Source organism: Bilophila sp., assembly GCF_057864385.1.
On sequence record NZ_DBMAFI010000019.1, the window covers coordinates 40121 to 65244 of the forward strand.

17 protein-coding genes are annotated in these 25124 nt (G+C 58.7%); 8 read left to right on the top strand and 9 right to left on the bottom strand.

Going from position 1 to position 25124, the window contains the following annotated elements; all coding sequences use genetic code 11:
• Nucleotides 1-239 precede the first annotated feature (239 nt).
• Nucleotides 240-3110 carry a ComEC/Rec2 family competence protein gene (locus ACZM8Y_RS08105; protein ID WP_479859145.1) on the top strand — a complete coding sequence of 957 codons (2871 nt, stop codon included), beginning with the start codon at nucleotides 240-242 and terminating at the stop codon, nucleotides 3108-3110.
• 265 nt (nucleotides 3111-3375) lie between these two features.
• A complete protein-coding gene (murJ, locus tag ACZM8Y_RS08110) occupies nucleotides 3376-4965 on the top strand; it encodes a murein biosynthesis integral membrane protein MurJ (RefSeq protein WP_479859146.1) in 1590 nt (529 codons plus the stop codon).
• Between the two features lie 732 nt (nucleotides 4966-5697).
• Here murJ and ACZM8Y_RS08115 read toward each other — a convergent pair.
• The 5 genes from ACZM8Y_RS08115 to hflK form a co-directional block, all read right to left on the bottom strand.
• Entirely contained in the window at nucleotides 5698-6861 is a 1164-nt protein-coding gene (locus ACZM8Y_RS08115; protein WP_482332204.1) for a metallophosphoesterase family protein, read from the bottom strand.
• A 382-nt stretch (nucleotides 6862-7243) separates the two neighbouring features.
• Nucleotides 7244-8254, bottom strand: coding sequence for a lytic murein transglycosylase (locus tag ACZM8Y_RS08120; protein WP_479859454.1), 1011 nt, complete (start codon nucleotides 8252-8254; stop codon nucleotides 7244-7246).
• Nucleotides 8255-8662: 408 nt separating this feature from the next.
• Entirely contained in the window at nucleotides 8663-9358 is a 696-nt protein-coding gene (locus tag ACZM8Y_RS08125; protein ID WP_302553491.1) for a LexA family transcriptional regulator, read from the bottom strand.
• 23 nt (nucleotides 9359-9381) lie between these two features.
• Nucleotides 9382-10230, bottom strand: a complete 849-nt coding sequence (gene hflC / locus ACZM8Y_RS08130) for a protease modulator HflC (RefSeq protein WP_302553492.1) — start codon at nucleotides 10228-10230, stop codon at nucleotides 9382-9384.
• The gene (gene hflK / locus ACZM8Y_RS08135) at nucleotides 10230-11432 is read right to left on the bottom strand and encodes an FtsH protease activity modulator HflK (RefSeq protein ID WP_482332190.1); all 1203 of its coding nucleotides are present in this window, start codon (nucleotides 11430-11432) and stop codon (nucleotides 10230-10232) included. The genes hflC and hflK overlap by 1 nt, the downstream gene beginning before the upstream one ends.
• A gap of 487 nt (nucleotides 11433-11919) precedes the next feature.
• On the opposite strand from hflK, the gene ACZM8Y_RS08140 reads away from it, so the two are divergent.
• Nucleotides 11920-13275 carry a phosphomannomutase/phosphoglucomutase gene (locus tag ACZM8Y_RS08140; RefSeq protein WP_482332186.1) on the top strand — a complete coding sequence of 452 codons (1356 nt, stop codon included), beginning with the start codon at nucleotides 11920-11922 and terminating at the stop codon, nucleotides 13273-13275.
• 1502 nt (nucleotides 13276-14777) lie between these two features.
• On the opposite strand, the gene ACZM8Y_RS08145 is transcribed toward ACZM8Y_RS08140, so the two are convergent.
• Complete coding sequence (locus ACZM8Y_RS08145; protein WP_479859283.1) at nucleotides 14778-15275, bottom strand: pyridoxamine 5'-phosphate oxidase family protein; 498 nt, start codon at nucleotides 15273-15275, stop codon at nucleotides 14778-14780.
• 397 nt (nucleotides 15276-15672) lie between these two features.
• Complete coding sequence (gene dnaK, locus ACZM8Y_RS08150; protein WP_308771808.1) at nucleotides 15673-17589, bottom strand: molecular chaperone DnaK; 1917 nt, start codon at nucleotides 17587-17589, stop codon at nucleotides 15673-15675.
• 316 nt (nucleotides 17590-17905) lie between these two features.
• On the opposite strand from dnaK, the gene ACZM8Y_RS08155 reads away from it, so the two are divergent.
• Complete coding sequence (locus ACZM8Y_RS08155) at nucleotides 17906-18925, top strand: D-alanyl-D-alanine carboxypeptidase family protein (protein ID WP_302553498.1); 1020 nt, start codon at nucleotides 17906-17908, stop codon at nucleotides 18923-18925.
• A 161-nt stretch (nucleotides 18926-19086) separates the two neighbouring features.
• Here ACZM8Y_RS08155 and ACZM8Y_RS08160 read toward each other — a convergent pair whose 3' ends face one another.
• Nucleotides 19087-19449, bottom strand: coding sequence for a hypothetical protein (locus tag ACZM8Y_RS08160; RefSeq protein ID WP_482332175.1), 363 nt, complete (start codon nucleotides 19447-19449; stop codon nucleotides 19087-19089).
• Nucleotides 19450-19508: 59 nt separating this feature from the next.
• Here ACZM8Y_RS08160 and gatC point away from each other — a divergent pair, with 59 nt between their 5' ends.
• From gatC to ACZM8Y_RS08180, 4 genes are all read left to right on the top strand, one after another.
• Entirely contained in the window at nucleotides 19509-19790 is a 282-nt protein-coding gene (gene gatC, locus ACZM8Y_RS08165) for an Asp-tRNA(Asn)/Glu-tRNA(Gln) amidotransferase subunit GatC (protein ID WP_287548292.1), read from the top strand.
• 9 nt (nucleotides 19791-19799) lie between these two features.
• On the top strand, nucleotides 19800-21221 hold the full coding sequence (gene gatA / locus ACZM8Y_RS08170; RefSeq protein ID WP_482332166.1) for an Asp-tRNA(Asn)/Glu-tRNA(Gln) amidotransferase subunit GatA: 1422 nt from the start codon (nucleotides 19800-19802) through the stop codon (nucleotides 21219-21221).
• A gap of 341 nt (nucleotides 21222-21562) precedes the next feature.
• Nucleotides 21563-23500 (top strand): selenocysteine-specific translation elongation factor, encoded by a 1938-nt coding sequence (gene selB, locus ACZM8Y_RS08175; RefSeq protein WP_482332163.1) that lies wholly within the window; start codon nucleotides 21563-21565, stop codon nucleotides 23498-23500.
• A 200-nt stretch (nucleotides 23501-23700) separates the two neighbouring features.
• Entirely contained in the window at nucleotides 23701-23871 is a 171-nt protein-coding gene (locus tag ACZM8Y_RS08180) for a hypothetical protein (RefSeq protein WP_487480270.1), read from the top strand.
• A gap of 123 nt (nucleotides 23872-23994) precedes the next feature.
• On the opposite strand, the gene ACZM8Y_RS08185 is transcribed toward ACZM8Y_RS08180, so the two are convergent.
• Complete coding sequence (locus tag ACZM8Y_RS08185) at nucleotides 23995-24294, bottom strand: putative quinol monooxygenase (RefSeq protein ID WP_482332158.1); 300 nt, start codon at nucleotides 24292-24294, stop codon at nucleotides 23995-23997.
• Nucleotides 24295-25124: the final 830 nt, after the last annotated feature.

A 25124-nucleotide genomic window follows, 5' to 3' on the forward strand; every position in this document is an offset into this window, starting at 1 on the left:
AAATTATTAAAAAAAATGATCATTTTTTGCAACTTGAAAATAATTTAATACTTTCAATAAATGATACATAATTGACGACGCAATCTAACAGGGCCTTTCAGAAAAATCCGGTAAGCGCACCCTGAAAAGGCCCCGCACCGGCAGGTTTGGGAACGGGAGGAAAAACGTAACGGCCCCTTTCCCCAGAAACGCACCTCCCCTTTTCCATCTTCCTTCTCCTTCCCAAAACAACTTGCGCCATGCCGACAAAACAGCCGATGCCGCCCGTCCCGCCGCTTCAGCCGCTCCTGTTCTGGGAAACCGGCGTCTTGCTGTTCGCCGCGGGAATCGTCGCGGCCCGTTTCCCGGTTCCGGCTTTGACGGCCTGCGCCCTGTTCGTATGGGCAGACAGCCGAACGCGCCGCCCCCTTTGCTGCCTGCTGGCGGCTGCGTGCGTCATCGCGGGCTGGTGGATCGGTGGGAAGTCCGCTCCGCGCGTCCCCCAAGAGTATCCGGCATGGCTGGAAAAAAGCCTGTCCTCGCGGCGGGCCGTCACCGTGGAGGGCGTGATCGTCGGTTCCCGCGGCCTGCCGGATCAGCGGCTGCAAATCATTCTGGACGATGTGGGCCCCGCCGAAAAGGAACCGCTCCCCGGCAGGTTGGCCCTGACGTGGCAGGACATGCCCGACGTACCCCGCCCCCTGCCGGGGCAACGGATAACCGCAAACCTGAAAATCCGCCCGGTTCACGGCTTCCGCAACCAAGGCGCGTGGAACAGTGAAGACTACTGGCATCGCCAAGGCGTGTTCTTTCAGGCGTGGGCCAAACAGGATGACGCCGCCATCCGTACATCCGGCACGCCTTCCACCGGAGCCGGGCTGCGGGAACGCCTGCGCCTGCGTGTCGCCGCCGCGCTGGGTTCGCCGGAAGAAAGCGGCCCCCGCACGCTTTCCCCTTCCAGTGCGGACGGAAACACTTCCCGGCGGTCGGCCCTGCCGCCCCCAGCCGCTTGGAACGAATTGCCTTCAGCCCCACAGGGGGACACGTCCGCCCCTGAGCGGGTTGGGGCCGTACGGATTGGGGAGGTTCGGAACCATTCCGGTTCACCGGCGCACTCCGCAGCGCCGGCGGATACGAGGCCCTTTTCAAAGGTACGGGACGGCGGCTCTTCCATCATCCCGGCCTTGCTGTTCGGGGATCGCTATGGGCTCAACACGCCGGACATGGAACGCATCAACGCGGCGGGGCTGACGCACAGCCTTGCCCTGTCCGGGCAGCATCTTGCCGTCGTCGGCTTGGGCGCGTTGGCGCTCACCGGGATGGTAGGGCTTCTCGCGCCGGGGCTGTTCCTGCGCTTCCCGGCCTACAGCCTCATCGGGCTCCTGAGCCTGCCGCTGGCCTACGCCTATCTATGGCTTGGCGATGCGCCGCCTTCACTGGTGCGGGCCGCCCTGATGCTCACCATCGTTTGCCTGCTGCGCTGCGTGCCCGATCTGCTTCCCGAACGCTTCCGCCGGAACCTGCGCCCGGCCTTCACCTTTGCCGACGTGCTCCTGCTCGCCCTGCTCTGCATGGTTCTGGCCGATCCCCTGTGCCTTTACGATCTGGGCGTGCAGCTCTCTTTTTCGGCGGTGGCGGGCATCGCGCTTTGTTCCCCGTGGCTCAGCAAGCTCTGGAACGACGGCCCGTTTTCCTTCTCGCCGCTCAAAGCCCTGCAAGGCGGGATCTCGCCCATGCGTGCCGCCATGAGCCGTTTCGTCCGGCTTCTCTGGCTGACCCTCGGCTGTTCCGTTGCCGCGCAGCTCGCCACCCTCCCCCTCGTGCTGGATGCCTTCGGGCGCTCGACCCTCTGGTTCCCGATCAACCTGCTCTGGCTTCCGGCGCTCGGCTTCATCGTCCTGCCGCTGTCGTTCCTTGGGCTTATCGCCGCGGCAGCCGGGTTGGAACAGGCTGCCGCTTTCCTGCTCCATCTGGCGAACATCCCTTGCGAGGCCCTTCTGTACGGCCTGCGCTGGCTACAGGCGCACGCGGGTCTGGATCTGTTCGTATCCCCGCGCCCGCATTGGACCGCCATCCTCGGCTTCGGGGCGGCTGCCGTGGCGCTGGCCATGCGCGTACACCGGGATCACTTCCCGCACGCGGCGAAACGCCTTCTGATCTCCGGCGCACTCCTGCTTTCCGTCGGGCCGCTGCTCTGGATACATGCCTTCTTTGAACCCAAAATTTCCCTCAGGGTGCTGGATGTCGGGCAGGGGCAAGCCCTCCTTCTGGAGTGGCCCTGCGGAGGGCGGGCGCTGGTGGACGGCGGCGGGCTGTTTTCCGACCGTTTCGACGTAGGGAGGGATATCGTTTCTCCGGTGCTCACTGCCAACAACCTGCCCCGACTGGACTTCATCGCCGTAACGCATCCCGACCGGGATCATCTTAAAGGCTTGCTGTTCATCGCGGACAATTACGCGATAAAAAAGGCCTATACCGCTCCGCTTGAAGGCATCGACACGCCGCGGCAGGGCTCGCCCCGGCCTCTCTCCGAAGCGTTTGCCGCCATCCTTGCCTCGCGCGGCATTCCCCGTCATACTTTGCGGGCGGGAAACGTGCTCCCCCTTGCGGACGGGCTGGCGCTTGAAGTGCTGGCCCCGGCCCCCGGCGTGACGCCTTCGGGCAATAACGGGCTAGTGTTCCGGCTTGCCCTCAACGGGCATGGCCTCGCCTTGCTGCCCGGAGACGCCGAAGCCCCGTACCTGCGGGCCCTGCTGCGAAGCGGCGCGGATCTTTCGGCGGACGTGCTCGTCCTGCCCCACCACGGTTCCGCAGGCAGCCGTGTCCCGGCCCTGTACGACGCGGTATCCCCAAAGCTGGCCATCGCCAGCGCCGGGGCGTACAACCCTTACCGGCTTCCTTCCCGGAAAGTCCGCGACGCATTGGAATGGCGGGATATTCCGCTTTACATCACCGGCGATGAAGGTGAAATTGCCGTCCATTGGGCCCTGAAAAAGAATGTTGAGAAGAACCCCACCCTTCAGGAAGGCTTTCCTCCACAGCCTCGCCTCTCCCGATATGGCCAACCTCTGGAGAGGGCAAAGGCCCTCCCGCCGGAAATACGGAATGGCGGCAGCATCCCTTTACCCTAAAAAACCGTTGGAGGACGGGAACGGATGCCGGGCAGGGAAAAATAGGGCTCTGTCACAGCACATGGTTGTTTTGTCTCGGCAATATGCTGAAAATATATGCTTTTTCTCCAGTCTCCCGCTGGCGGGCTCCATAACTGGGGGATTTCATTGGTTATCCCTTTGGAATTTCAAGAGATAAAGCATCAACCGTTTTCTGTGACACAGCCCCAAATATTCCCCGGAAAGCCCTTTTCCCGGTTTGAACCTCCAATCATAAGGATAACCAGTGCGACTGACGGCAACGCATAAAATGGGCATAGCGGCCTTGATCATGGCGGGCAGCGTGTTCCTGTCCCGGCTCATGGGGCTGGTACGGGATAAGGTGGTTTCGTGGCAATTCGGGGCGGGTGCGGAATCGGACGTCTATTTCGCGGCCTTCGTGATCCCGGACTTCCTCAATCACCTGCTTGCGGGCGGTTATATCTCAATCACCCTGATCCCTTTGCTTTCCAAACGGTTCGAGGAGGATGAGGCCGACGGCTGGCGGTTCTTCTCGGCGGTGTTCTGGTGGGCGACCCTCAGCATAGCCGTCCTGACCGCTGTGGCCTGGATCTTCGCCCCGGAACTCTCCCAACTCGTCGGGCCGGGGTTTTCCCCGGAAAAACAGGCACGGCTGTCCCATTTCCTGCGCATCATCCTGCCCGCACAGGTCTTCTTCCTGCCCGGCGCGTGCGTATCCGCCCTGCTCTACATCCGCAAGCAGTTCCTCACCCCCGCGCTCACGCCGCTCATCTACAACGGCTGCATCATCGCGGGCGGCCTTCTCGTGACCGGGAGGGACATGGAAGGCTTCTGCTGGGGCGTCCTGTTCGGCGCGGCCCTCGGCTCGTTCCTGCTGCCCGTCATGGCGGCCCGCTCCTCCGGCGCGCCCTTGCCCGAAGGCATCCCCGCCGGGCTGCGGCTCCGCTTCAACCTGCGCCACCCGCTCCTCAAACGGCTTCTCCTGCTGGCCCTGCCGCTTATGCTCGGCGTGTCCATTGTGGCTATGGATGAACAATTCGTGCGTATTTTCGGCTCCATGGCGGGAGAAGGGGCGGTGAGCCTCCTGAGCTATGCCCGGCGCATCATGCTTGTCCCTGTGGGCGTGGTGGCGCAGGCCGCGGGCGTGGCGTCCTTCCCGTTCCTTGCCGCGCTGGCGGCCAAGGGTGACGACGCCGGATTCGACAAGACCCTTGGCACGGCCCTGCGCGGGAGCATGCTCGTGGTCATCCCGCTCACGGCCTATATGATGGCCGTTGCCCTGCCCACGCTCGGATTCATCTTTGAAGGCGGGCAATTCTCCGCCGAGGAAACCATCCTCGCCGCGCCGCTGCTCCAGATGCTGCTCCTTTCAGTCCCCTTCTGGGTCGTGCAGCAGGTTATCGGAAGGGCTTTCTACGCCCGCCAGAATACCCTCACCCCGGCCATCGTAGGCACCGCAGCGACCATTGCGGCCCTGCCCGTCTATCCCATCGCGGTAAAGCTCTGGGGGGCGTTCGGCGTTGCCACGCTGACGACGCTCTGCCTCTTCGCCTACACCCTTGCCCTGTCGTGGTTCTGGATCCGCAAGCACGGCAGGGGCGCGTTCGACGGCATGGGGCGCCTGCTCATCAAGGGCTGCCTGCTGGCCCTGCCCGGCACGCTGCTGGCCTTTTCCGCGGTCTACGGGCTTTCAGGCCGCCTGCCCCTCTGGTTCCCCTCCCTGTACGCCTATCTGCCCGCAGCCATGCGCCACGCCGTCATATGCGGCATCGCCGGGGTCATCTTCGCCATCCCCTATCTTTTGCTCGCCAAGCTGTTCATGCCCGAAGCATTGTCGTTGAGAAGGGGAAGGTAGGGATTGAAGATTGGAGGGGGGAGGGGAACCCTTCTCTAGAAGGGTTCCCCTCCCCCCTCCAAACCTCCCCCTTCCCCTCCCAAGACTTTCGACTTTATCGAATCCCTGCTGCAAGCCTTCCCTGAAGGCAGCAAAGCCACCTGAACGCTGTTCAGGCGGCTTCTTTTTTTGGGGAATTGGAAAAGGCGTTTTGCGAAAAATTCCAATATACTCTTTTCGCTTGGAACATTTCCGCTTTGCAATGTGTCTTGCTTCAAAAACAATCCGCGCCGGAAAAGCTCAAGGACAGGGATTCGATAAACACGAAAGTCTTTGAAGAGGAGGGGGGAGGGGAACCCTTCTCCAGAAGGGTTCCCCTCCCCCCTCCAAACCTCCCCCTTCCCCTCCTAAGACTTTCGACTTTATCGAATCCCTGCTGCAAGCCTTCCCTGAAGGCAGCAAAGCCGCCTGAACGATGTTCAGACGGCTTCTTTTTTTGGGGAATTGGAAAAGGCGTTGTGCGAAAAATTCCAATATACTCTTTTCGCTTGGAACATTTCCGCTTTGCAATGTATCTTGCTTCAAAAACAATCCGCGCCGGAAAAGCTCAAGGACAGGGACTCGATAAACACGAAAGTCTTTGAAGAGGAGGGGGTGGAGTTTGGGGAGGGGGTGGGGAAACGTGGGGGTGCTCCCCCCTTCTTAAGTAAAGTTTCCCCTCCCCCTCCCCAATGCTATCCTCCGCCATCCGCACTAAATCCCGATGGTCTTGCTCTCCCCCCACGTAACCGCCGGATGCTTGGGATCGGCGTTCCAGAGGGCTTCGCGCACGGTCATCTTCCGGGCGTCGGTATCAATGCTCACCACCTGAAAGGAAAGGCGTTTCTCGTCCTTGCCGGACACATTGCCCTTCATGGGGGAATCCACGCGGAACACGGGCATGGCGATGTCGTTGTCCGGGCCGCCCCACGTGTAGAACTCGTTGTAGTTCTCGTTGCCATGAAAATACGCAACGATGGCGGGGTGCTTCTTGAGGAACGCCGCAAGCTCTCGGTGTTCCTTGACCGGGACTTCCTTGGCCTTGCGAACGCTGGACACGTCGGAAACCAGATTCTCGAACTTGTCCTTCGCGTTGATGTCCCCGGAACCATTGGGGTTGATGAGGTGCTTCGCCTCAATGTCCGGCTGATCGTGGGTGAACAGCAGCACCGGCTTGCCGGAAGGGATGCCGGCCAATTGCGCACCGAGCCATGACCGGGCCGCGCTGTCAGGCCACATCTGTACGAAAAGCAGACGCACGCCGCCGTATTCCCGGCTCAGAAACACCTTGTCCCGCTTCGCGTCAAAGGCTTCGGGCGTCAGCGAGGCGTTGTTGGCGCGGTTGTACATGGCGAGCAGGGAGCCGTTGTCCTTCGCCGGGGCCATCGCCCTGTAAAACCCCACGGCATTGGTCACGTCGTGGTTGCCGGGAATAGCCAGCACTTCCGCCGCCTTACCCGCACGGTTTTTGAGTGAGACGCCGTTGATGTACTGCTGCTCGAACAGGGCCCAGCACTCCGAAGCCGAAGGGATCAGGCGCTCATCGGTTCCTTCCATGCGGTTGGCGATGTCGCCGGTTGAGATCACCGCATCGGCCCACTGCACGGGCTGCCCGGCCCGGACGCCGCCGTCATCGGGAAGCGTGATCCCCGGAAGCGTATTGATGGCCTGCACCATCGCCGCATTGACTTCGCGGGAAGACACCTTATCCAGCCCACGGAATGCCTTACGGGTGATCCCATAATGCTGGTCAGAGGTATAGACAAACTGAACCAGCTCGGCCCTCGCCGGAGCCAACAGCCCCATCAGCAGAAGCAGTGCGGCCACGGCACCCATGAGGCCCTTGTTCAACAGCCTGCCGGAAAGTCGATACGTCATTTTCATTCTCCGAATAAAAGTTTGGCCCGTCTAGAGAGACAGGCCAAACTGATACGCCGTTTCCGTGACGCCTTGGCGAACGGACGGATACAATTCCGAGAAGTCCCCTCCCCCGTTTGGACGGGGCGATAGGCCCGCCAAGGTTCCAAAGCCTTAGCCTGGGGCCTTTTTCCTTGGTTGTGCTATAGAAAATGGTTGATGCTTTTTTCCTTGAAGCTCCAAAGGGATAACCGGAAAAATGCCTTAGCCGTGGATCCCGCCAAGGGGAAAACTGGAAAAAAAGCCGTATGTTTCACCGCACTGTGGAGATGAAACAACCACATACTTAACAGAACCTTTTCCTTTGTCCTCCATGAGGATGCCTAGGGAACAGGAGGGGGCGTTACTCCGCCACGTACCCCTGCGCCTCCGCAAGGCCGAGGATCGTATTGGCGTAGATGTCGATACGGTTATAGGTCTTGATGACCTTCTGCTTTTGGGCGCGGGTCGCCGCCTTGTTCCAGCCGTGCCGTGCGAGGTAGTTGGAAAGGCTCGCCACGGCGTCGGGCACGTCAAACAGATTCACCACGCCGTCCCCGTTGCCGTCGGCCCCGTAGTGGCTGATATTCGTGGGCATGAACTGGCACAGCCCGACAGCCCCGTAAATGGAGCCCGGCATGGACAGCGCGTCCTCGCCGGATGCGCGGATATTTTTGAGCAGGGCGACCAGTTCCTTATAGGCCCAGTCCGAACGCTGCTCCATGCGCTGCTGGATCCAGCTTTGGCGATTGGCCGCCGCGGATCCGGGAAGCTGCGCCACATACGTGGAAATGGCCTCTGGCCGCCGGGATGAAGCCATGCTCGCCAGCGTGTAGAACGCCTTTTCCTTGCCCAAGAACGTGCCGAGGCGGGTTTCCACGAACAGGAGCGACACGGAAATCTGGCGCGGCACGCCGAATGTCCGTTCGGCATAATCGAAGGCGGGCTTGTTGGCCTCAAGGAAGGCCCGGCATTTCTCCACATTCCCGGCGGTGATCACGCCGGGATAGACCAACGGCTTGGGGCGGGCGGGGGCTGCGGGCTTTGCGGAGGGCGGCGCCGGCTTTGGCTTGGGGGCGAAGGCCTTGGTATAGAGCTCCTTGATCTTGCGGCCCATCGGATCCTGCGACGGCATCCCCATCGAGGCAAAGAGAACCGGAAGATCCGGGCCGTCCAGCCCGTCGGCACGCAAACGCTGGTACAGGGGCAGCCATGCCGGGGGGATCGCAGTGCCCGTATACGAGCCCTGATAAGAGGGATATTGGGGCGGCTGCGCTTGCGCGCCGGGCTGCGCGTACACGATCCTGTTCTGTGAGCACCCCGCCCCAGCCAGCGCCAGCAAAAGCAAAACGGCGCTCAACGCACGCCGTATCATGGAACTCTCCAAAGCATTCTCCTCTTTTTCATTGAATCGTGAAGCGGCCCTTTTCCAAAGGCCCCGCCATAGGACGCGGCTGTTCCATCTCCACAGTATGGTGAAACTACGGCCTTTTCTCCAGCTGTTCCGTTGCCGGGCTCCATGCCTGCGGCATTGCATCGGCTTCCCTTGGAACTTCAGGAAGGCATCAGCCATTTCCCATGACGCAGCCTTTCAAAAAGGCATCCCACGAGCTCTCCCCAAACATTGCCAGCCCTCCCAGTCCATAAAATCCCTGCTCCCGGCCTCCCCGCAGGCCAACAGGCCGACAGGGAAAACCGCGAACAGGGATTCAATGAACGTAAAGCCGTTATACGTTGGGGCCGGGCGAGGGGCTTTTGGGAAAAGCCCCTCACCGGTTATACATTACACATTCTGCAACACCCAAGACACCCTGCCGAGGATGCGGCCCGGACAGTCCTGGGGGAGAAGCACCACGCCGGGATGGGCGGGCTGTTCCGTCCTCAGGATGAAGCGGTCATGATCGCCGTCGAGGAACAGGCGCTTGAGCGCCACGCCCTCATGCGGCATATATACGGCGTACACTTCGCCGGAAATGGGATGCGCACGCGAAGTATCCACCCCGACATAGGCCCCGCGGCGGATCAGCGGGGAAAACGAATCCGATTCGATATGAAACACGAGCGTCTGCGCATTGACGTAGGACTGCGGCAGGGCAATCTTGCCCGAAGTCTGCAAATCCGGGGCGGGATGCCCCTCTTCATACGCGCATTGCGTCGAATAAACCTTAGCCAGCGTGCTGATGGCGTTGGGGTCCGCATAGTGGGCCGGTTCCTCGCGGAACCCTTCCGGCGGGCCTTCAACCGGCGTATAGACCTGATCGATCTTCAGGAACATCGGGCCGGTGCCGCTCTTGATCCAATCGGGGTTGAGCCCGAACTTTTCAAACAGTTTCATGTACCAGTCGGAAGGGATCGAATTCCGACGCTTCGCATCCGAAATGCTTGACTGCCGTATTTCAAGCACGGCGGCCAGTTCCGTTTGGGTTCTGGCATTCGTCGCACAACGGATGCGGTCATAAACTTCCTGAAAAAACGTCATTGAAGAACTCCATACCCCCGGGGTTATCTGATGGGGGCGAGGAAAGGGTCATCGTTCGTAATCACAATGCGGGAATTTTGCTCGAAGCCCTTCTTGAGCGCTTCAAGCCCGCGCTGAAACTTATAGAAGTCCGGGGCGCGGGAAAAAGCTTCCGCAAAAACCCGTGCCGCCGTCGCATCGCCCTCACCGCGGATGACGGATGAACGGCGGTTGGCCTCTGCCAGTATCACTGCCCGTTCCCTGTCTGCTTCGGAACGGAGTTTTGTCGCTTCTTCGACACCTTCGGAGCGGTACTGCTTGGCCTGGCGCTCGCGTTCGGCCCGCATCCTTCCGAAAATGGCCCGCTGGTTTTCGGCGGGCAGGTCGGTGCGCTTGATGCGCACGTCAACAACTTCAATACCATACTCTTTCATGATGTCCGAAGCGCGGCGGGTCACGTCGGCCATGATGCCGCTGCGTTTGCTCGAGACGACCTCGGTCAGGCTGTGCCGACCAACCTGGGCGCGCAACTGGGAGTACACGACGTCATCAAGGCGGGCCTGGGCCCCCGGTATCGTGCGCACCGATCTGTAGAACTGTAAGGGATCGATGATCCGCCAACGAGCGTAGTTATCGAGAACTATAGCTTTTTTGTCGCTGGTCAAGGCCTCTGCGGCCCTTGCCTCATAATCTAATACGCGCGCGTCGAAACGCACGACGGTTTGGATAAGCGGAATCTTGAAATGCAGGCCCGGCCCAAACACCCTGTCCACAGGGTCGCCGAGCTGGATCACCAGCGCCTTTTCCGTCTGGTTGACGATGAAGATGCTCTGGGAACCGATCAAAACCAGAATGATGATCAGGCCGATCAAAAAGGGAAAACGCTTTTCCATCAGTTGTCCCCCCTCGGTCTGCTCAGGGTTGCTTCCGGGAGCCGTCCCCCGGAAAGGTGTTCTTGGGGCGCAATTTTTCCGGCGGACGGGGCGGGCTGCATGAGCGGCAAAAGCGGCAGCACGCGATCGGCGGCGTCCTTCGGAAGAACGAGTTTTTCCATGCCGGGGCGGCTGAGGATTTCTTCCATGGCTTCAAGATACATGCGCTGCTTCGTGACGTCCTTGGCCTGCTCGTACTCCTTGAGGAGCGCGAGGAAGCGGTCGGCTTCGCCCTCGGCATTGCGGATACGGGTTTCCTTGTAGGCCTGCGCCTGATTCTCCACCTCGGCGGCGAGGCCGCGCGCCTTGGGGATGAGCTCGTTGCGGTAGGCTTCGGCTTCGTTGATGATGCGGCTCTTGTCCTCGCGGGCGCTGGCGACGTCCTTGAAGGCGTCGCTGACTTCCTTGGGCGGGTGGACGTCCTGAAGCTGGACGGCTATGACGCGCACGCCGACCTTGTAGCGGTCGAGGATTTCCTGCAGAAGCTGCGTGGCTTCCGTCTGGATCTGGAGCTTGCCGTCCGTCAGCGCGGAGTCGATGAGGCTGTTGCCGATGACTTCACGCATGGCGGCTTCCGCGGCGTTTTTGACCACGGCGGCCTGATCCGTCACGTTGAACAGATATTCCACCGGATTCTTGATCTGGTACTGGACGCTGAACTGCACGTTGACGATGTTCTCGTCGCCAGTGAGCATGGAAGCCTCTTCAGGCAGGGAACGGTTCGCACCCTGCTGGAAGGTGCGCCCCTGCCCTACGGAACGGAAGCCCACTTCCACACGCTGGACTTGCGTGACTTTGGGTTTGTAGACGGTTTCTATGGGAAAGGGCAGCGCGTAATGCGGGCCGGCCCCGACCGTGCGGTCGTATTTGCCGAAGCGCAGGACAACGCCCTCTTCATCGGGGTTGACGATATAGATGCCGGAAAGCAGCCATACGGCGACGAGCGCGACAAGGATCCACTTGGCCTTGCCGCCGGCGGGCGCGGAGAGGTGAGGCAGGCGCTTGAAGGCGTCGGAGAGCTTCTCATAGTCCGGCCCCCTGCCTCCGCTGCCGCTCCCGCTGCCGAAAGGCGGCTCTTCTTCGTTATTATTGCTGTTGTTATTGTTGTTACCCCAGTTCTGCCTCTGCCGTTTCTCTTGGAGCTTGTCCCAGTCCCAGTTCATCAAGATTCCTTCATATGGCCAGAAAAACTCCTCCGTACCGGGGCATGCGGGGCGCACCGGCACGGGCCGGGCATCGCATCCCCCTTCGGAGGGGGGGCAAATCCATCCGGGCGCAGGCGGGATTCCGTCCGTTCCGGGATTGCCTGCCAAATGGATTCAGAGTCTACAAAATATAGGTCATCCTGCACAGACGGTCAAGTTCATTTAGTTTTTTTCTTCCAAGAACGCGACTTTCGCCGTTCTAATGACTAAAGTGCGCGTATTGTCCCGTTGCCGCCCGTCAAGGCTTTTTCCTTCTCATTTGCGGGCGGGAGGGGTGTCTGCTATAAAAAAGGCTGCGGTTGTTCCAACCTTCAAACGCATCAAAACGTATACTACGGAAAACGGCCAATACGGTTCTTTATGCACCCAGCGCCTCTCTTTTCTGCCATAGCGTATGTTCTTCGCACGCCATACGACAAACAGCGGGCTATGCCCGGAGGAAAAAATGAACGCAGGCAACGTATTCCGCGCTTATGATATCCGCGGCGTCGTGGACAAGGACTTCAACGCCGAATGGGTGACCCATCTTGGGAAAGCCTGCGGCACCTATCTCGCAGGCAGGGGCATCAGCAGTGCGGTCATCGGCTATGACTGCCGCCATTCCTCGCCCGCGTACCACGACGCGCTTGTAGAGGGCCTCCTGTCCACCGGGATCGATGTGATCAGCATCGGCATGGTACCCACCCCCGCGCTCTATTTTGCGGTCAAGCACCTCAACCGGCAGGGCGGCATCATGATCACCGCCAGCCACAACCCGCCGGAATACAACGGGTTCAAGGTATGGGCCGGGCAGTCCACCATCCACGGCGAAGAAATCCAAAAGATCAAGGCCATCTTTGAGGAGGGCGCCTTCGCCGAAGGCACGGGGACGGCTTCCCGCATCGACATCATCCCCACGTACAAACAGGATATCCTCAGCCGCTTCAAGCTGGCCCGCCCGGTCAAAGTGGTGCTCGACGGCGGCAACGGCGCGGGCGGCGAAATCTGCGCGGACATCCTCACCAAGCTCGGCGCAACGGTCATCCCCATGTTCTGCGAGCCGGACGGCGATTTCCCCAACCATCACCCCGATCCAGTCGTAGAGGCCAACATGCAGGCGCTTATGGCCCGCGTGAAGGAAGAAAAGGCCGATCTCGGCATCGGGCTGGATGGCGACGCCGACCGCCTCGGCATCGTCGATCCCGACGGGCGGCTGCTTTTCGGCGACGAAGTCCTTTCCCTCTATGCCCGTGAACTGCTGTCCCGCAAGCCGGGCTCCACGGTCATCGCGGACGTGAAGTGCTCCAGCCGTCTGTTCAATGACATCAAGGCGCACGGCGGCAATCCCCTGATGTGGACTACCGGGCACTCCATCATCAAGGCCAAGATGCAGGAAGTCGGCGCCCCGCTCGCCGGCGAGATGTCCGGCCATATGTTCTTTGCCGACAACTGGTACGGCTTCGACGACGCCATCTATGGCTCGGCCCGGTTTGTGGCCCTCTTTTCGGCACAGGACAAGCCCATGACCGGGCTCCCCGGCTGGCCCGCGTCCTTCGCCACCCGCGAGATCAACATCCCCTGCCCGGACAACGCCAAATTCGCCGTCGTCGAGAAGGTCAAGGCCCATTTCCGCGCCCTTTACGACACCATTGAGCTGGACGGCGCGCGCGTGAATTTCCCCCACGGCTGGGGCCTTGTCCGCGCGTCCAACACCCAGCCCGTCCTCGTCACCCGTTTTGAAGCGGACAGCGCCGAAGCCCTCGCCGCCATCCGCGAAGAGATGGAGACCCCGCTGAAGAAGTGGATTGGGGAAGCTGAATAAGAATGGAATTGGGGAAGGGAGGGGGAAACTTTCTAAAGAAAGTTTCCCCCTCCCTTCCCCAAACCCCATCCCTCCCTCTTCAAAGACTTTTGACCTTATCGAATCCCTCTTGTCGGTTTCGCGTAAGAAAAAGGCTCTGTCATAGTATGCGGTTGTTTCATTCCACAATATGGTGAAAATACTGCCTTTTTCTCCAGTTTTCCCCTTGGAGAAACCTATGGCTAAGGTATTTTGCTGGTTATTCCTTTGAAACTTCAGGGGAAAAAAGCATCAACCATTTTCTATGACACAGCCAAGAAAAAAGGCGCTTCCTCATCTACCTGTTAAGAAAGGGGAAAAGAGGAATAGCGAACACGAGGAGGTTTCTCTGGGCAAGGCGGCCTTTACTAGGTTGCTGCTTCAATTAGATATAATCTATTGAAATTATTTAACTATTTATAAAATTATGAAAAAATATTTTTCCAATAATTTCAAATAATTACACATAAAATAACAACACAACCTAAAACGCAATCACGAATACGCCGTACACCTTCCCATGAATTTCTTACCTGCGCGAACCACGCATGTGCATAGCGGCTACACGCGCTGTCCCCCCAAAAAACATATCCCCTCATTGCTACTCGTCTTTCTTGAAAGGCTGTGTCATAAGAAATGGTTGATGTCTGATTTCCTGAAATTCCAAAGGAATAATTCATAACGCCCTGTTATAGTATGTGGTTGTTTCAACTCTACAGTGCGGTGGAAAATACAGCCTTTTTCCAGTGGCTGTGTCATAGGAAATGGTTGATACTTTTCTCTTTGAAGTTCCAAAAGGATAACCAACAAAATATGTTAGCCATGGATTCCGTCAATGGAAAAACCGGATAAAAAAGCCGTATTTTCAGCATGCTGTGGAGATGAAACAACCACATACTATGACAGAGCCTTTCCAGTTTTCCCCTTGGCGGGATCCACGGCTAAGGCATTTTTCTAGCTATCCATTTTGAATTAAAAGAAAAAGCATCAACCATTTTCTATAACACAGCCATTCATAAAATGCTCCACCGTGGAACCCACCAGCGGAAAATTGAAGAAAAAGCTTATATTTTCAGTATACTGTAAAAATAAAACAACTATATACTATGACTGCGCTTCTTGAAAAAAGGACTTCTCAGCCTACTTGTTGACCAAAATCCCCTATCCTGATTTTGCTCCTCGAAAACGGATAAGAGTGGCCTCTTGAGAAAGTTCCTTTTCATTTCCGAACGGCTGTGTCATAGAAACTAGTTGATGCTTTTTCCCTTGAAGTTCCAAAAGAATAACCGACAAAATGTCTTAGGCATGGATTCCGTCAATGGGAAAACAGGATAAAAACTGTATTTTCAGTGTACTGAGGAGATGAAACAAACACATGCTATGATGGAACTTTCCCAATCATGACCGCCCCTTCAAGGGGCGGTTTTCTTTCTATACAAAAAAACGGGGAAAAGGCTGGCCTTTTCCCCGTTTTCGGCATCTTGCTACCCTTTTTTATAGCCCATGCCGGGCTCTCCGGCCTTGACGAGACGCTTGCCGGAGATATGCTCTATCTTCAGGCGGAACACCCGGATCTTATCCACGGCGCGGTTGGCGTACCCTTCCGAACTGATGGTGGAATACTTGTCGCCGACGATCTGCGCACAACGGACTTTCTCCTCACGATCTTCGATCTCTTCAAGGTTCCCGGACACCATAACGCTCTTGTACTCGATGGAAAATTCTTCGGGCAACACATTCGTTTCCTGCACCGCCACAAAATGCGCCCTGGGATTCACGGCAAAGCAATCCAACTTGTAGCCGTCGCGCGCACAGTGGAACACGAGGCTCTTGCCGCCTTCCTCAACCGCATACGTCAAAGGTATGCCATAGGGCTCTCCGTCCGGGCCGACAGTGGACAGCACGCCGTATACCGAGGCTTTCAAATACTCCATCGCTTCTTCGGCGGATACTTGCCGATCCTTGCGCCGCATCGCTTTCATAAGCAACCTCCGTGTTTTTCTCCCCCTATCCTATTCCTCCCCGCCTGTCATTCCCCGCCTTTTTTAAAGGTTCCGTCATAGCCTATGGTTGTTCTATTTCCCTAGTATGTTGAAAATATGCCTTTTACCTCATTTTCCGTTGATGGGTTCTATGATTGGGGCATTTTATGAGTTATTCCTTTGGAATTTCAAGAAATCAGACACCAACCATTTTCTATGACACAGCCTTTGAAAATCCCCCTCCCTCAAACAGCAACCACCCGACGCGATCAGAAACGGCCTGAAAGCCCGAAACGCCCGGAACAAAAGTTCCGGGCGTTTCGGGCTTTCAGGCCGTACTGCCGGGGTCTGGGGGGCGACTCGCCCCCCAGCCGCCGGAGGCACTGCCTTTCTCTTATTACTTGGATTCGGTGAAGTCGGCGTCGATCACGTCGTCGTCGGCCTTCTTGCCGCCAGCCGCGCCAGCTCCGGGCTGGGCGCCCGCGGCGGCGTCAGCTCCGGGCTGCTGGCCCTGAGCCTGCGAGTAAAGCTGTTCGGCCAGCTTGTGCGAAGCCTGAGCCAGTTCTTCGGTCGCCTTCTTGATGGCTTCGACGTCTTCGCCTTCCATGAGCGTCTTGAGGGAGGCAATCTTGCCTTCAATGTCGCTCTTGAGGGCCGCGTCAAGCTTGTCGCCGAGATCCTTGATGGACTTTTCAGTACCGTAGATCAGACCGTCGGCCTGATTGCGGGCGCTGATGAGCTCCTGCTTCTTCTTGTCGTCGGCGGCGTGGGCTTCGGCTTCCTTCACCAGCTTTTCGATGTCGGCATCGGAGAGGCCGGACGAAGCGGTGATCTGGATGGACTGTTCCTTGCCCGTGCCGAGATCCTTGGCGGACACGTTCACGATGCCGTTGGCGTCGATGTTGAAGGCCACTTCAATCTGCGGCACACCGCGCGGTGCCGGCGGAATGCCGGTCAGGTCGAAACGGGCCAGCGTCATGTTGTCGGCGGCCATCGGACGTTCGCCCTGCAGCACGTGGATGGACACGGAGGGCTGGTTGTCCGCGGCGGTCGTAAAGGTCTGGCTCTTGCGGGTCGGGATGGTCGTATTGCGATCGATCAGCTTGGTGAACACGCCGCCCATGGTTTCGATGCCGAGGGAAAGCGGGGTCACGTCGAGAAGCAGTACGTCCTTCACGTCGCCGGCGAGGATGCCGCCCTGAATGGCGGCGCCCATGGCGACCACTTCATCGGGGTTCACGGAACGGTTGGGTTCCTTGCCGAAGAAGTCGGCCACGGTCTTCTGGACCAGAGGCATACGGGTCATGCCGCCCACGAGGAGCACTTCGTCAATGTCGGAAGGCTTCAGGTTGGCGTCGGCCAGAGCCTTGCGGCAGGGGTCCAGCGTCTTCTGCACGAGGTCGGCGACCAGTTGTTCCAGCTTGGCGCGGGACAGCTTGATCAGCATGTGCTTGGGGCCGGTCTGGTCGGCCGTGATGAACGGCAGGTTGATTTCGGATTCCATCGACGTGGACAGTTCCTTCTTGGCGGCTTCGGCGGCGTCTTTCAGACGCTGGAGGGCCATGCTGTCCTTGGCAAGGTCGATGCCCTGTTCTTTCTTAAATTCTTCCACCAGATAGTTGATGACGCGCTGGTCGAAGTCTTCGCCGCCGAGGAAGGTGTCGCCGTTGGTGGCGCGCACTTCAACCACGTTGTCGCCCACTTCGAGGATGGACACGTCGAACGTGCCGCCGCCGAGGTCGAACACGACGATCTTTTCGTTGGCCTTCTTGTCAAAACCGTAGGCAAGGGAGGCCGCGGTGGGTTCGTTGATGATGCGCTTGACGTCGAGGCCGGCGATCTGCCCGGCGTCCTTGGTGGCCTGACGCTGGGCGTCGTTAAAGTAGGCCGGGACGGTGATGACGGCTTCGGTCACGGGTTCGCCGAGATAGGCTTCCGCGTCGGCTTTCAGCTTGCTCAGGATGGTCGCGGAGACTTCCTGCGGGGTGTACTGGTGCCCGTCGATTTCGACCACGGCGGCACCATTGGCGCCGGCCACAATCTTATAGGGAGCGTGCTGCTTCCAATGTTCGACTTCGGGAGAATTGGCCATACGCCCCATCAGACGCTTGACCGCAAAAACGGTACGGCTGGAGTTCGTCACGGCCTGACGCTTGGCGGCGTCGCCGACCAGACGCTCCTTGTCGGTGAAGGCGACCACGGACGGGGTCGTACGGCCGCCGTTCGGGTTGGTGATGCATTTGGGGTCTTTGCCTTCCATAACATAGACACAACTGTTCGTCGTGCCAAGGTCGATTCCGATGATTTTGCCCATAATAGGTTCCTCCTCGAGGACTCACACCCTGTAAAGAGGTGATGATGTCATGTTTTATGCGAAAGAAATAAAGCATTCCTCGATGTCGTCCAGAGGGGGGAGCCTATTTTTTTTACACTCTCATGGCGGCTGGGTTGGGGTATAGGCATAACAATATGGAATATCAAAGAATTATGTTCCTGATGAGAAAGTGGGCCCCGCTGGGGCCTTTCGCCGGGAAACCAACCTGTTTTCCCTTGTCATCGCAATCCGGCTGGAATAAGGTTCTTATCTGATTCCCCATTTCCCTAGACACGGTTCCCGGAGCGTATCCAGCATGTCCACCCCCCTGCGATCCAAATGCCGCTTCCTGAGAATCCCGCTTTTTGCCGGATTCCTCCTCATAGCCGCCTCCCTCATCCTTGCCCCGGCCGCGGAAGCCCGGAGCGCCCGGAAAGCCGCCACAGCCCAAAGCGCCGCTTCCGGGCGGCTCCTCAATGTCCGCTCCGCCGTGCTCATGGATGCCCGCACGGGCAAAATACTCTATTCCCAAAACCCCGACGCGCGGATCCCCCCGGCCTCCCTCACGAAAGTCATGTCCATGATGGTGACGTTCGACGCCATCCGTTCCGGCAAGGTCAAGCTCTCCGACTCAATCCGCGTCAGCCGGCACGCCGCGCGTCAGGGGGGCTCCCGCATGGGCCTGCGCGCAGGGGAGCGCGTTTCCCTGAAACGCCTGCTTATGGGGATGGCCGTCTCTTCCGGAAACGACGCTTCGATGGCCGTCGCCGAGCGCGTGGGCGGTTCGGGCCGTGCCTTCGTCAAAATGATGAACAGGAAGGCCCGCCAGATCGGCATGTCCTCCAGCACGTTCAAAACGCCCAACGGCCTTCCCGCCGCCGGGCAGTACACCACAGCCAGGGATATGGCGCGGCTTGGGTACGTCTACCTTAAAAACAACCCTTCCGCGCTCCAATACCACCGCGTCCGCGTGCTCAAGCACCGGGGGGCGGTCACAAGGAACAAAAACCCGCTGCTTGGGGCCTGCCCCGGCGCCGACGGCCTCAAAACCGGCTGGGTCACGGCTTCCGGCTACAATATCATTTCCACCGTGCGGCGCGGCAATACCCGCCTCATCGCGGTCATCCTCGGCGCCGAATCCGCCGGGATACGCAGCCAAGAAGTCCGCAGGCTTGTGGAGGCCGGCTTCAAATCCCGCACCAAAGGCATCACCGTGGCCTCCGCCCTCACCAAATACAAGCCATCCAGCAAGGCCACAGCGTCGTCCGTCAAAAAGCAGAAGATCCGCCGCGACAAGGCCACCGCGCAGGCCTCCCGCAGGACGGGGCGGAGCTGAATAGCCGGGGAAAAGCTGCGCCGTAGAAAACGGCTGAGGCTTTGTTTCTTGAAATTCCAAAGGAATAACCAGTAAAATACCCCAAGCACGGAGCCCATCGGCAGAAAAGCCAGAGAAAAAGCCGATAGTTTCCCATGCTGTGGAGATAAAACAATCACATGCTATGACAGGGCCAAAGGAAAAGGCTGTATCCTGGAAAATGGCTGATGCTTTTTTCCTTGAAGTTCCAAAGGAATAACCGGCAAAATGCCTTGGCTATGGATTCCGCCAAGGGGAAAGCTGGAGAGAAAGGCTGCATTTTCACCGTGTTGTGGAGATGAAGCAACCACATACTGACAGAGCCAAGGAAAAAAGTTCTGGGGAAGGGGGGAATACCCCCTTTCTTTTTGGCCCGCCGCACGCACCGGAACGGGGCATTCGCCTTTTTGATGATTTTCTAAAAAATCTGTTTTGAATTTCATATAGTTGAAAATACGGCCCTCATTATAACAACAAACGCCTCCCGGAACGGGCGTCTTGACCATCCACAACCGCCGATGGTAATTTTTTCTTTTTGCCAACCTCTAGCCGAAAGGTTCTCCTCATGCTCACCACGGATCGCATGGCGCACCTTGCGAGACTTGCCCGCCTCGCCCCCGAAGAAGGCACGCTCGCCAAATTCGGAGAACAATGCGCCGACATCATTGCCTATATGGATATTCTCGCCGAAGTGGACACCAGCGCCGTCGAGCCGCTGTACAGCCCTGTGGAGCACTCCACGCCCTACCGTGCCGACGAGCCCATCCAGAAAAACATGCATACGGACGTTCTCGCCAACGCCCCGGAAACCGACGGGCAGTTCTTCGTCGTGCCCCGCATCGTCTAGGAGCGTCCCATGTCCGATCTGATCCAAGCCTCCCTTGCCGAAATCCGGGCGCGCCTCGCCGGGGGCGACGTCACCGCCGAAGCCGTGGCCAAAGCCTGCCTCGACCGCATCGCCGAGACGGAACCGTCCATCCATGCCCTGATCACCGTACGCGAACAGGCCCTTGAAGAGGCCCGCGCCCTCGACGCGCAGGGCCCGGACGCCTCCAAGCCCCTCTGGGGCGTGCCCGTCACGGTCAAGGACGCCATCGTCACCAAGGGCACGCGCACCACGGCCGGCTCCAAAATCCTCGGCGGCTTCAATCCGTTTTATGACGCCTTTGTGGTCGAACGCCTGAAGGAAGCCGGGGCGGTCATCGTCGGCAAGAACAACATGGACGAGTTCGCTATGGGCTCCTCCACGGAAAACTCCGCCTTCGGCCCGACCCGCAACCCCCGCGATCCCGAACGCGTCCCCGGCGGATCCAGCGGCGGCTCGGCCGCCAGCGTCGCCGCGAACCAGTGCTACGCCTCCCTCGGCACGGACACCGGCGGCTCCATCCGCCAGCCCGCAGCCCTGTGCGGCTGCGTGGGCCTCAAGCCCACCTACGGGCGCGTATCCCGCTACGGCGTCATCGCCTACGGTTCCTCGCTCGATCAGGTCGGCCCGCTGGCCCGCACCGTGGAAGACGCCGCCCTTGTGCTTTCCGTCATCGCCGGGCACGACAAACGCGATTCCACCTCTTCGCCGCGCCCCGTAGACAACTACGCCGACTTCTCCCGTGCCGACCTCAAAGGCGTGCGCCTCGGCGTGCCCCGCGAATTCATGGCCGAAGGGCTGGACGGCCCGGTCGCCAAGGCGTGCCAAGATGCCCTTGACCGTGCCCGTGACCTCGGCGCGGAACTCGTGGACGTATCCCTGCCCCACGCGACCCGCCACGCCATCGCCGCCTACTATATTGTAGCGATGGCCGAAGCCAGCTCGAACCTCTCCCGGTTCGACGGCGTGCGCTACGGCTACCGCGCCGCCGATCCCAAGAATCTCGACGACCTCTACTGCCGTTCCCGCAGTGAAGGCTTCGGGCAGGAAGTCCAGCGCCGCATCCTGCTCGGCACCTACGTCCTTTCCGCCGGGTACTACGACGCCTACTACAAGAAGGCCGCGCAGATCCGCCGCCTCATCCGCCAGGACTACCTGAACGCGCTCGGCTCCTGCGACGCCCTGTTCGGCCCGGTCTCTCCGGTCACGGCGTGGAAACTCGGCTCCATCATTGATGATCCGCTCAAGATGTACCTTATGGACATCTACACCGTGTCCCTGAACCTCGCCGGGCTCCCCGGCCTCTCGTTCCCCGTGGGCGAAGCGGACGGCCTCCCCGTCGGCATGCAGCTCATCGGCAGGGATTTCGACGAGGCGGGCATCCTCGGCATCGGCAACGTGTTGAGCAAGTAACGGGAACTTGGGGAAGGGGGAGGGAACTTTTCTGAAGAAAAGCTTCCCTCCCCCTTCCCCAAACCCCATCCCCCTCCTTCCAAAGACTTTTCCAAACGGGGCAAGCGGCGTTTCGGGCGGCGCGGCTCCTTTCTTTCAGGCGGCAGTTCCCCGGAGCGGCCTTTTCGTTCTTTCACTTTCAAAAGCGGAAACTCCTGACGCCCACAGGCCCGTCGCGCGGTTTTCGGATGAAGCGGCGCTTCGGCTGAAAAGCGCGCGGTGGCACCGAGGGGGCCGGGGGAAATCATTTCCACCGACAGGGGTCAAAGGGGCGGCAGCCCCTTGCCGCCGGAGGCATTGCTATGGCTATCGTAATGGGAACGGCGGGTCACATCGACCACGGTAAAACTTCGCTTGTGCGCAAGCTGACCGGGATCGACTGCGACCGCCTCGAAGAGGAAAAACGCCGGGGCATCACTATCGAGCTCGGCTTTGCGTTCTGCAATCTGCCCGGCGGAGGACGGCTCGGCATTGTGGACGTACCCGGCCACGAAAAATTCGTCAAGAATATGGTCGCGGGCGCGTCGGGCATCGACTTCGTGATGCTGGTCGTCGCCGCGGACGAAGGCGTCATGCCGCAGACGCGCGAGCACCTCGAAATCTGCTCCCTGCTTGGGATCAAGCACGGCCTCGTTGCCGTGACCAAAACCGACATGGTCGATCCCGAACTGCTCGAACTCGCCGTCGAGGACATTTCCGAATTCCTCAAAGGGACTTTCCTCGAAGGCGCGCCGCTGTTCCCGGTGTCGTCCCAGACCGGCGAAGGCGTGGACAAACTCCGTGACTATATCATCAAACAGGAAAAGGAACTCGCGCCCCGCCGCCGGACGGATCTGTTCCGCCTGCCCGTAGACCGGGTATTCACGTTGAAGGGCCACGGGACTATCGTGACCGGAACCATGATTTCCGGCTCGATCAAAGTGGGCGACGCGCTGGAACTGCTCCCGAAAAAACTCGCTACCCGCGCCCGCAGCCTGCAAAGCCACGGGGAATCCGTGGAGGTGGCGGAATCCGGCCACCGTACCGCCGTCAACCTGCAAGGGCTGGATGTGGCGGATGTGGAGCGCGGCGACGTGCTGGCCCTTCCGGGGACACTGTTCCCTTCCGATCGCTGGCTGGTGCGGCTGACCTGCCTTGGCTCCTCGCCCCGCGCCCTGCGCCACCGCGCCGAAATCCATTTCCACCACGAAGCCCGCGAAGTCGCCGCCCGGCTCTATTTCCTCGACCGCGACAAGCTCGGCCCCGGCGAAACCACGCTGTGCGAAGTCCGGCTTGACGAGCCGCTGGTGGGCGTATTCGGCGACCACTGCGTCGTGCGGGCCTTCTCGCCGCTGCGTACCGTAGCGGGCGGCGTCGTGCTCGACCCAATCAGCACCGGATTGCGCCGCCGGGATGCCACCCCCGATCGCGTCGCCTCCCTGCTCGGCCTTGAGGCCGCTTCCGATGAGGATCGCGTCCGTATGCAGATCGAGCTTGCCGGGAACCGCGGCGCGAACATCGCGCAGCTTTCCGTACTGACCAACCTCGACTCCAAGCGGCTCGACAAAGTATTGCAGGCGCTTTCCGGCAAAGGGAAAATCTTCTGCTTCGACCGTGAGGAAAAGGGCTACGTCTCTGCCGGAGCTTCCGCCGAACTCGCCAAGCGTTGCCTTGCCGTAGCCGAAGCCTTCCATAAAAAGGAACCGCTCAAGCAGGGCATGGCGCGCGGCGCGCTCCTCTCCGGCGGTACGGGCCGCGAAGCGTGGAGCAAGGGCATCCCGCCGAAGCTGGCTTTCTTCGTCGTGGAGCGCCTGCTGCGTTCGGGCGAGCTGGTTTCCGAGGGCGACGTCATCCGCATGGCCTCGCACACCGTCTCCCTCAAGTCGGATCAGGCCGGGCTGCGCGACGCGCTGTTCAAGGCGCATGTGGACGGCGGGTTCACGCCGCCGAACCTCAAGGATGTCCTTGAGGCTCTCAACGTAGACGCCAAGGCCGCAGCCCCAGTGCTCAAGCTGCTCTGCGAGGACGGCAGCCTCGTGAAGGTCAAGGACGGCCTGTATTTCCACGGCCCCGTCATTCAGGAGCTCAAGGCCCGGATGCAGGCGTGGTTCACCTCCCATGACGATCTCGATCCCGCCGGGTTCAAGGAGCTTTCCGGCGGCCTTTCCCGCAAGTATGTCATCCCGCTTCTCGAATATTTCGACCGTGAGCGCGTCACCATCAGGGTGGGCGACAAGCGGCAGTTCAGAGGGCGGGGGTAGGGAAAGTTAGGGAAGATTGGGGAGGGGAGAGGGAACCTTTCTGGAGAAAGGCTTCCCTCTCCCCTCCCCAAACCCCACCCCTCTCCCTCCCAAGACTTTTATAAGGGTCGATGGCGGGACGGGTGGGCTCAAAGCTGGCCCTTGGCGTCCGTCCCCCGGAAACGCGGAGAGCCATTTTCCTGAAGACTCTGTCATAGTATGTGGTTGCTTCATCTCCACAACACGATGAAAATGCAGCCTTTCTCTCCAGCTTTCCCCTTGGCGGAATCCATAGCCAAGGCATTTTGCCTGTTATTCCTTTGGAACTTCAAGGAAAAAAGCATCAACCATTTTCTAGGATACAGCCTTTCTGGAAAGCCGAAGGTGAGTAATGCGGAGCCTGTCCTCTGGAAAAGTGGAAGGCCAAAAAGAATGGAAACCGCTCCCCATAATAAAAACCGCCTGTTGGTTCAGGCGGTTTTTTGTTTGATTCACGGCAACGGGCGGCGCTTTTCCTATCGGCAATCAACCTGCGACCAGACGGTTACGACGGTCGGGCAGGCCAGCAGATTCTTGGTGCGTTCCTTATAGGCCAGCATGTGCGGGGTCTTGCCGTGGGCGTCGAGGGCTTCCGGGCTTTCCCAGATCTCATAGAAAAGGAACGTGCCGTCTTCGGAGCGGTTCTTGTGGAAATCGTACCGGATACAACCCTTTTCAGCCCGCACGTTCGGAATGTTCTTTACTACTTCCGCTTCAAGCTGCGCTTCCATGCCTTTCTTCGCCGTCAACTTGGCGGTCACAAAACATACGTCCATACGATACTCCTTTTTATTAAGATGTCCTTCGTCTGAAAAGCACCTCTTCCGTAATCCGAAAAACGCTGGGAAACGTCCGCTCTTAAAAAGGCTGTGTTATAGAAAATGGTTGATGCTTTTTTCCTTGAAGTTCCAAAGAGATAACCGGCAAAATGCCTTGGCTATGGATTCCGCCAAGGGAAAAACCGGAAAAAAGGCTGTATTTTCCACCGTACTGTGGAGATGAAACAATTATATAACAGAGCCAAATATTTTACTCATGGAGGCCGTCAACAGACTCTAAATAGAGTCTTTTCACCATATCATGCAACTCTATCGAAGCATTCGCCTTTTCGATGATTTTCTAAAGGCTCTGTCATAGTATATGGTTGTTTTATCTCCACAGTATGGTGAAAATACAGAATTTTTCTCAAATTTTTAGTTGATGGGTTCCATAATTGTGGCATTTTATTGGCTATTCCCTTGGAATTTCAAGAAATAAAACATCAACCGTTTCCTATGACACAGCCTTTCTAAAAAATTCATTTTGAATTTGATATAGTTGAAATACGGTTTCCATTGCAAAAGTGAATGTTTCAATATATCAATCCTGTTTTCTGACAGAACTAAACAACAGCCTCAAAATCATTCAAGACTTCATTTTCCCCCAAAAAAAGCTCTGTTATAGTATGTGGTTGTTTCATCTCCACAGTACGGTGGAAAATACAGCCTTTTTTCCAGTTTTCTCCCTGGCGGGATCCACGGCTAAGGCATTTTTCCAGTTATCCCTTTGGAACTTCAAGGAAAAAAACAGCAACCGTTTTATAACACAGCCAAGAAAAAATCTACCG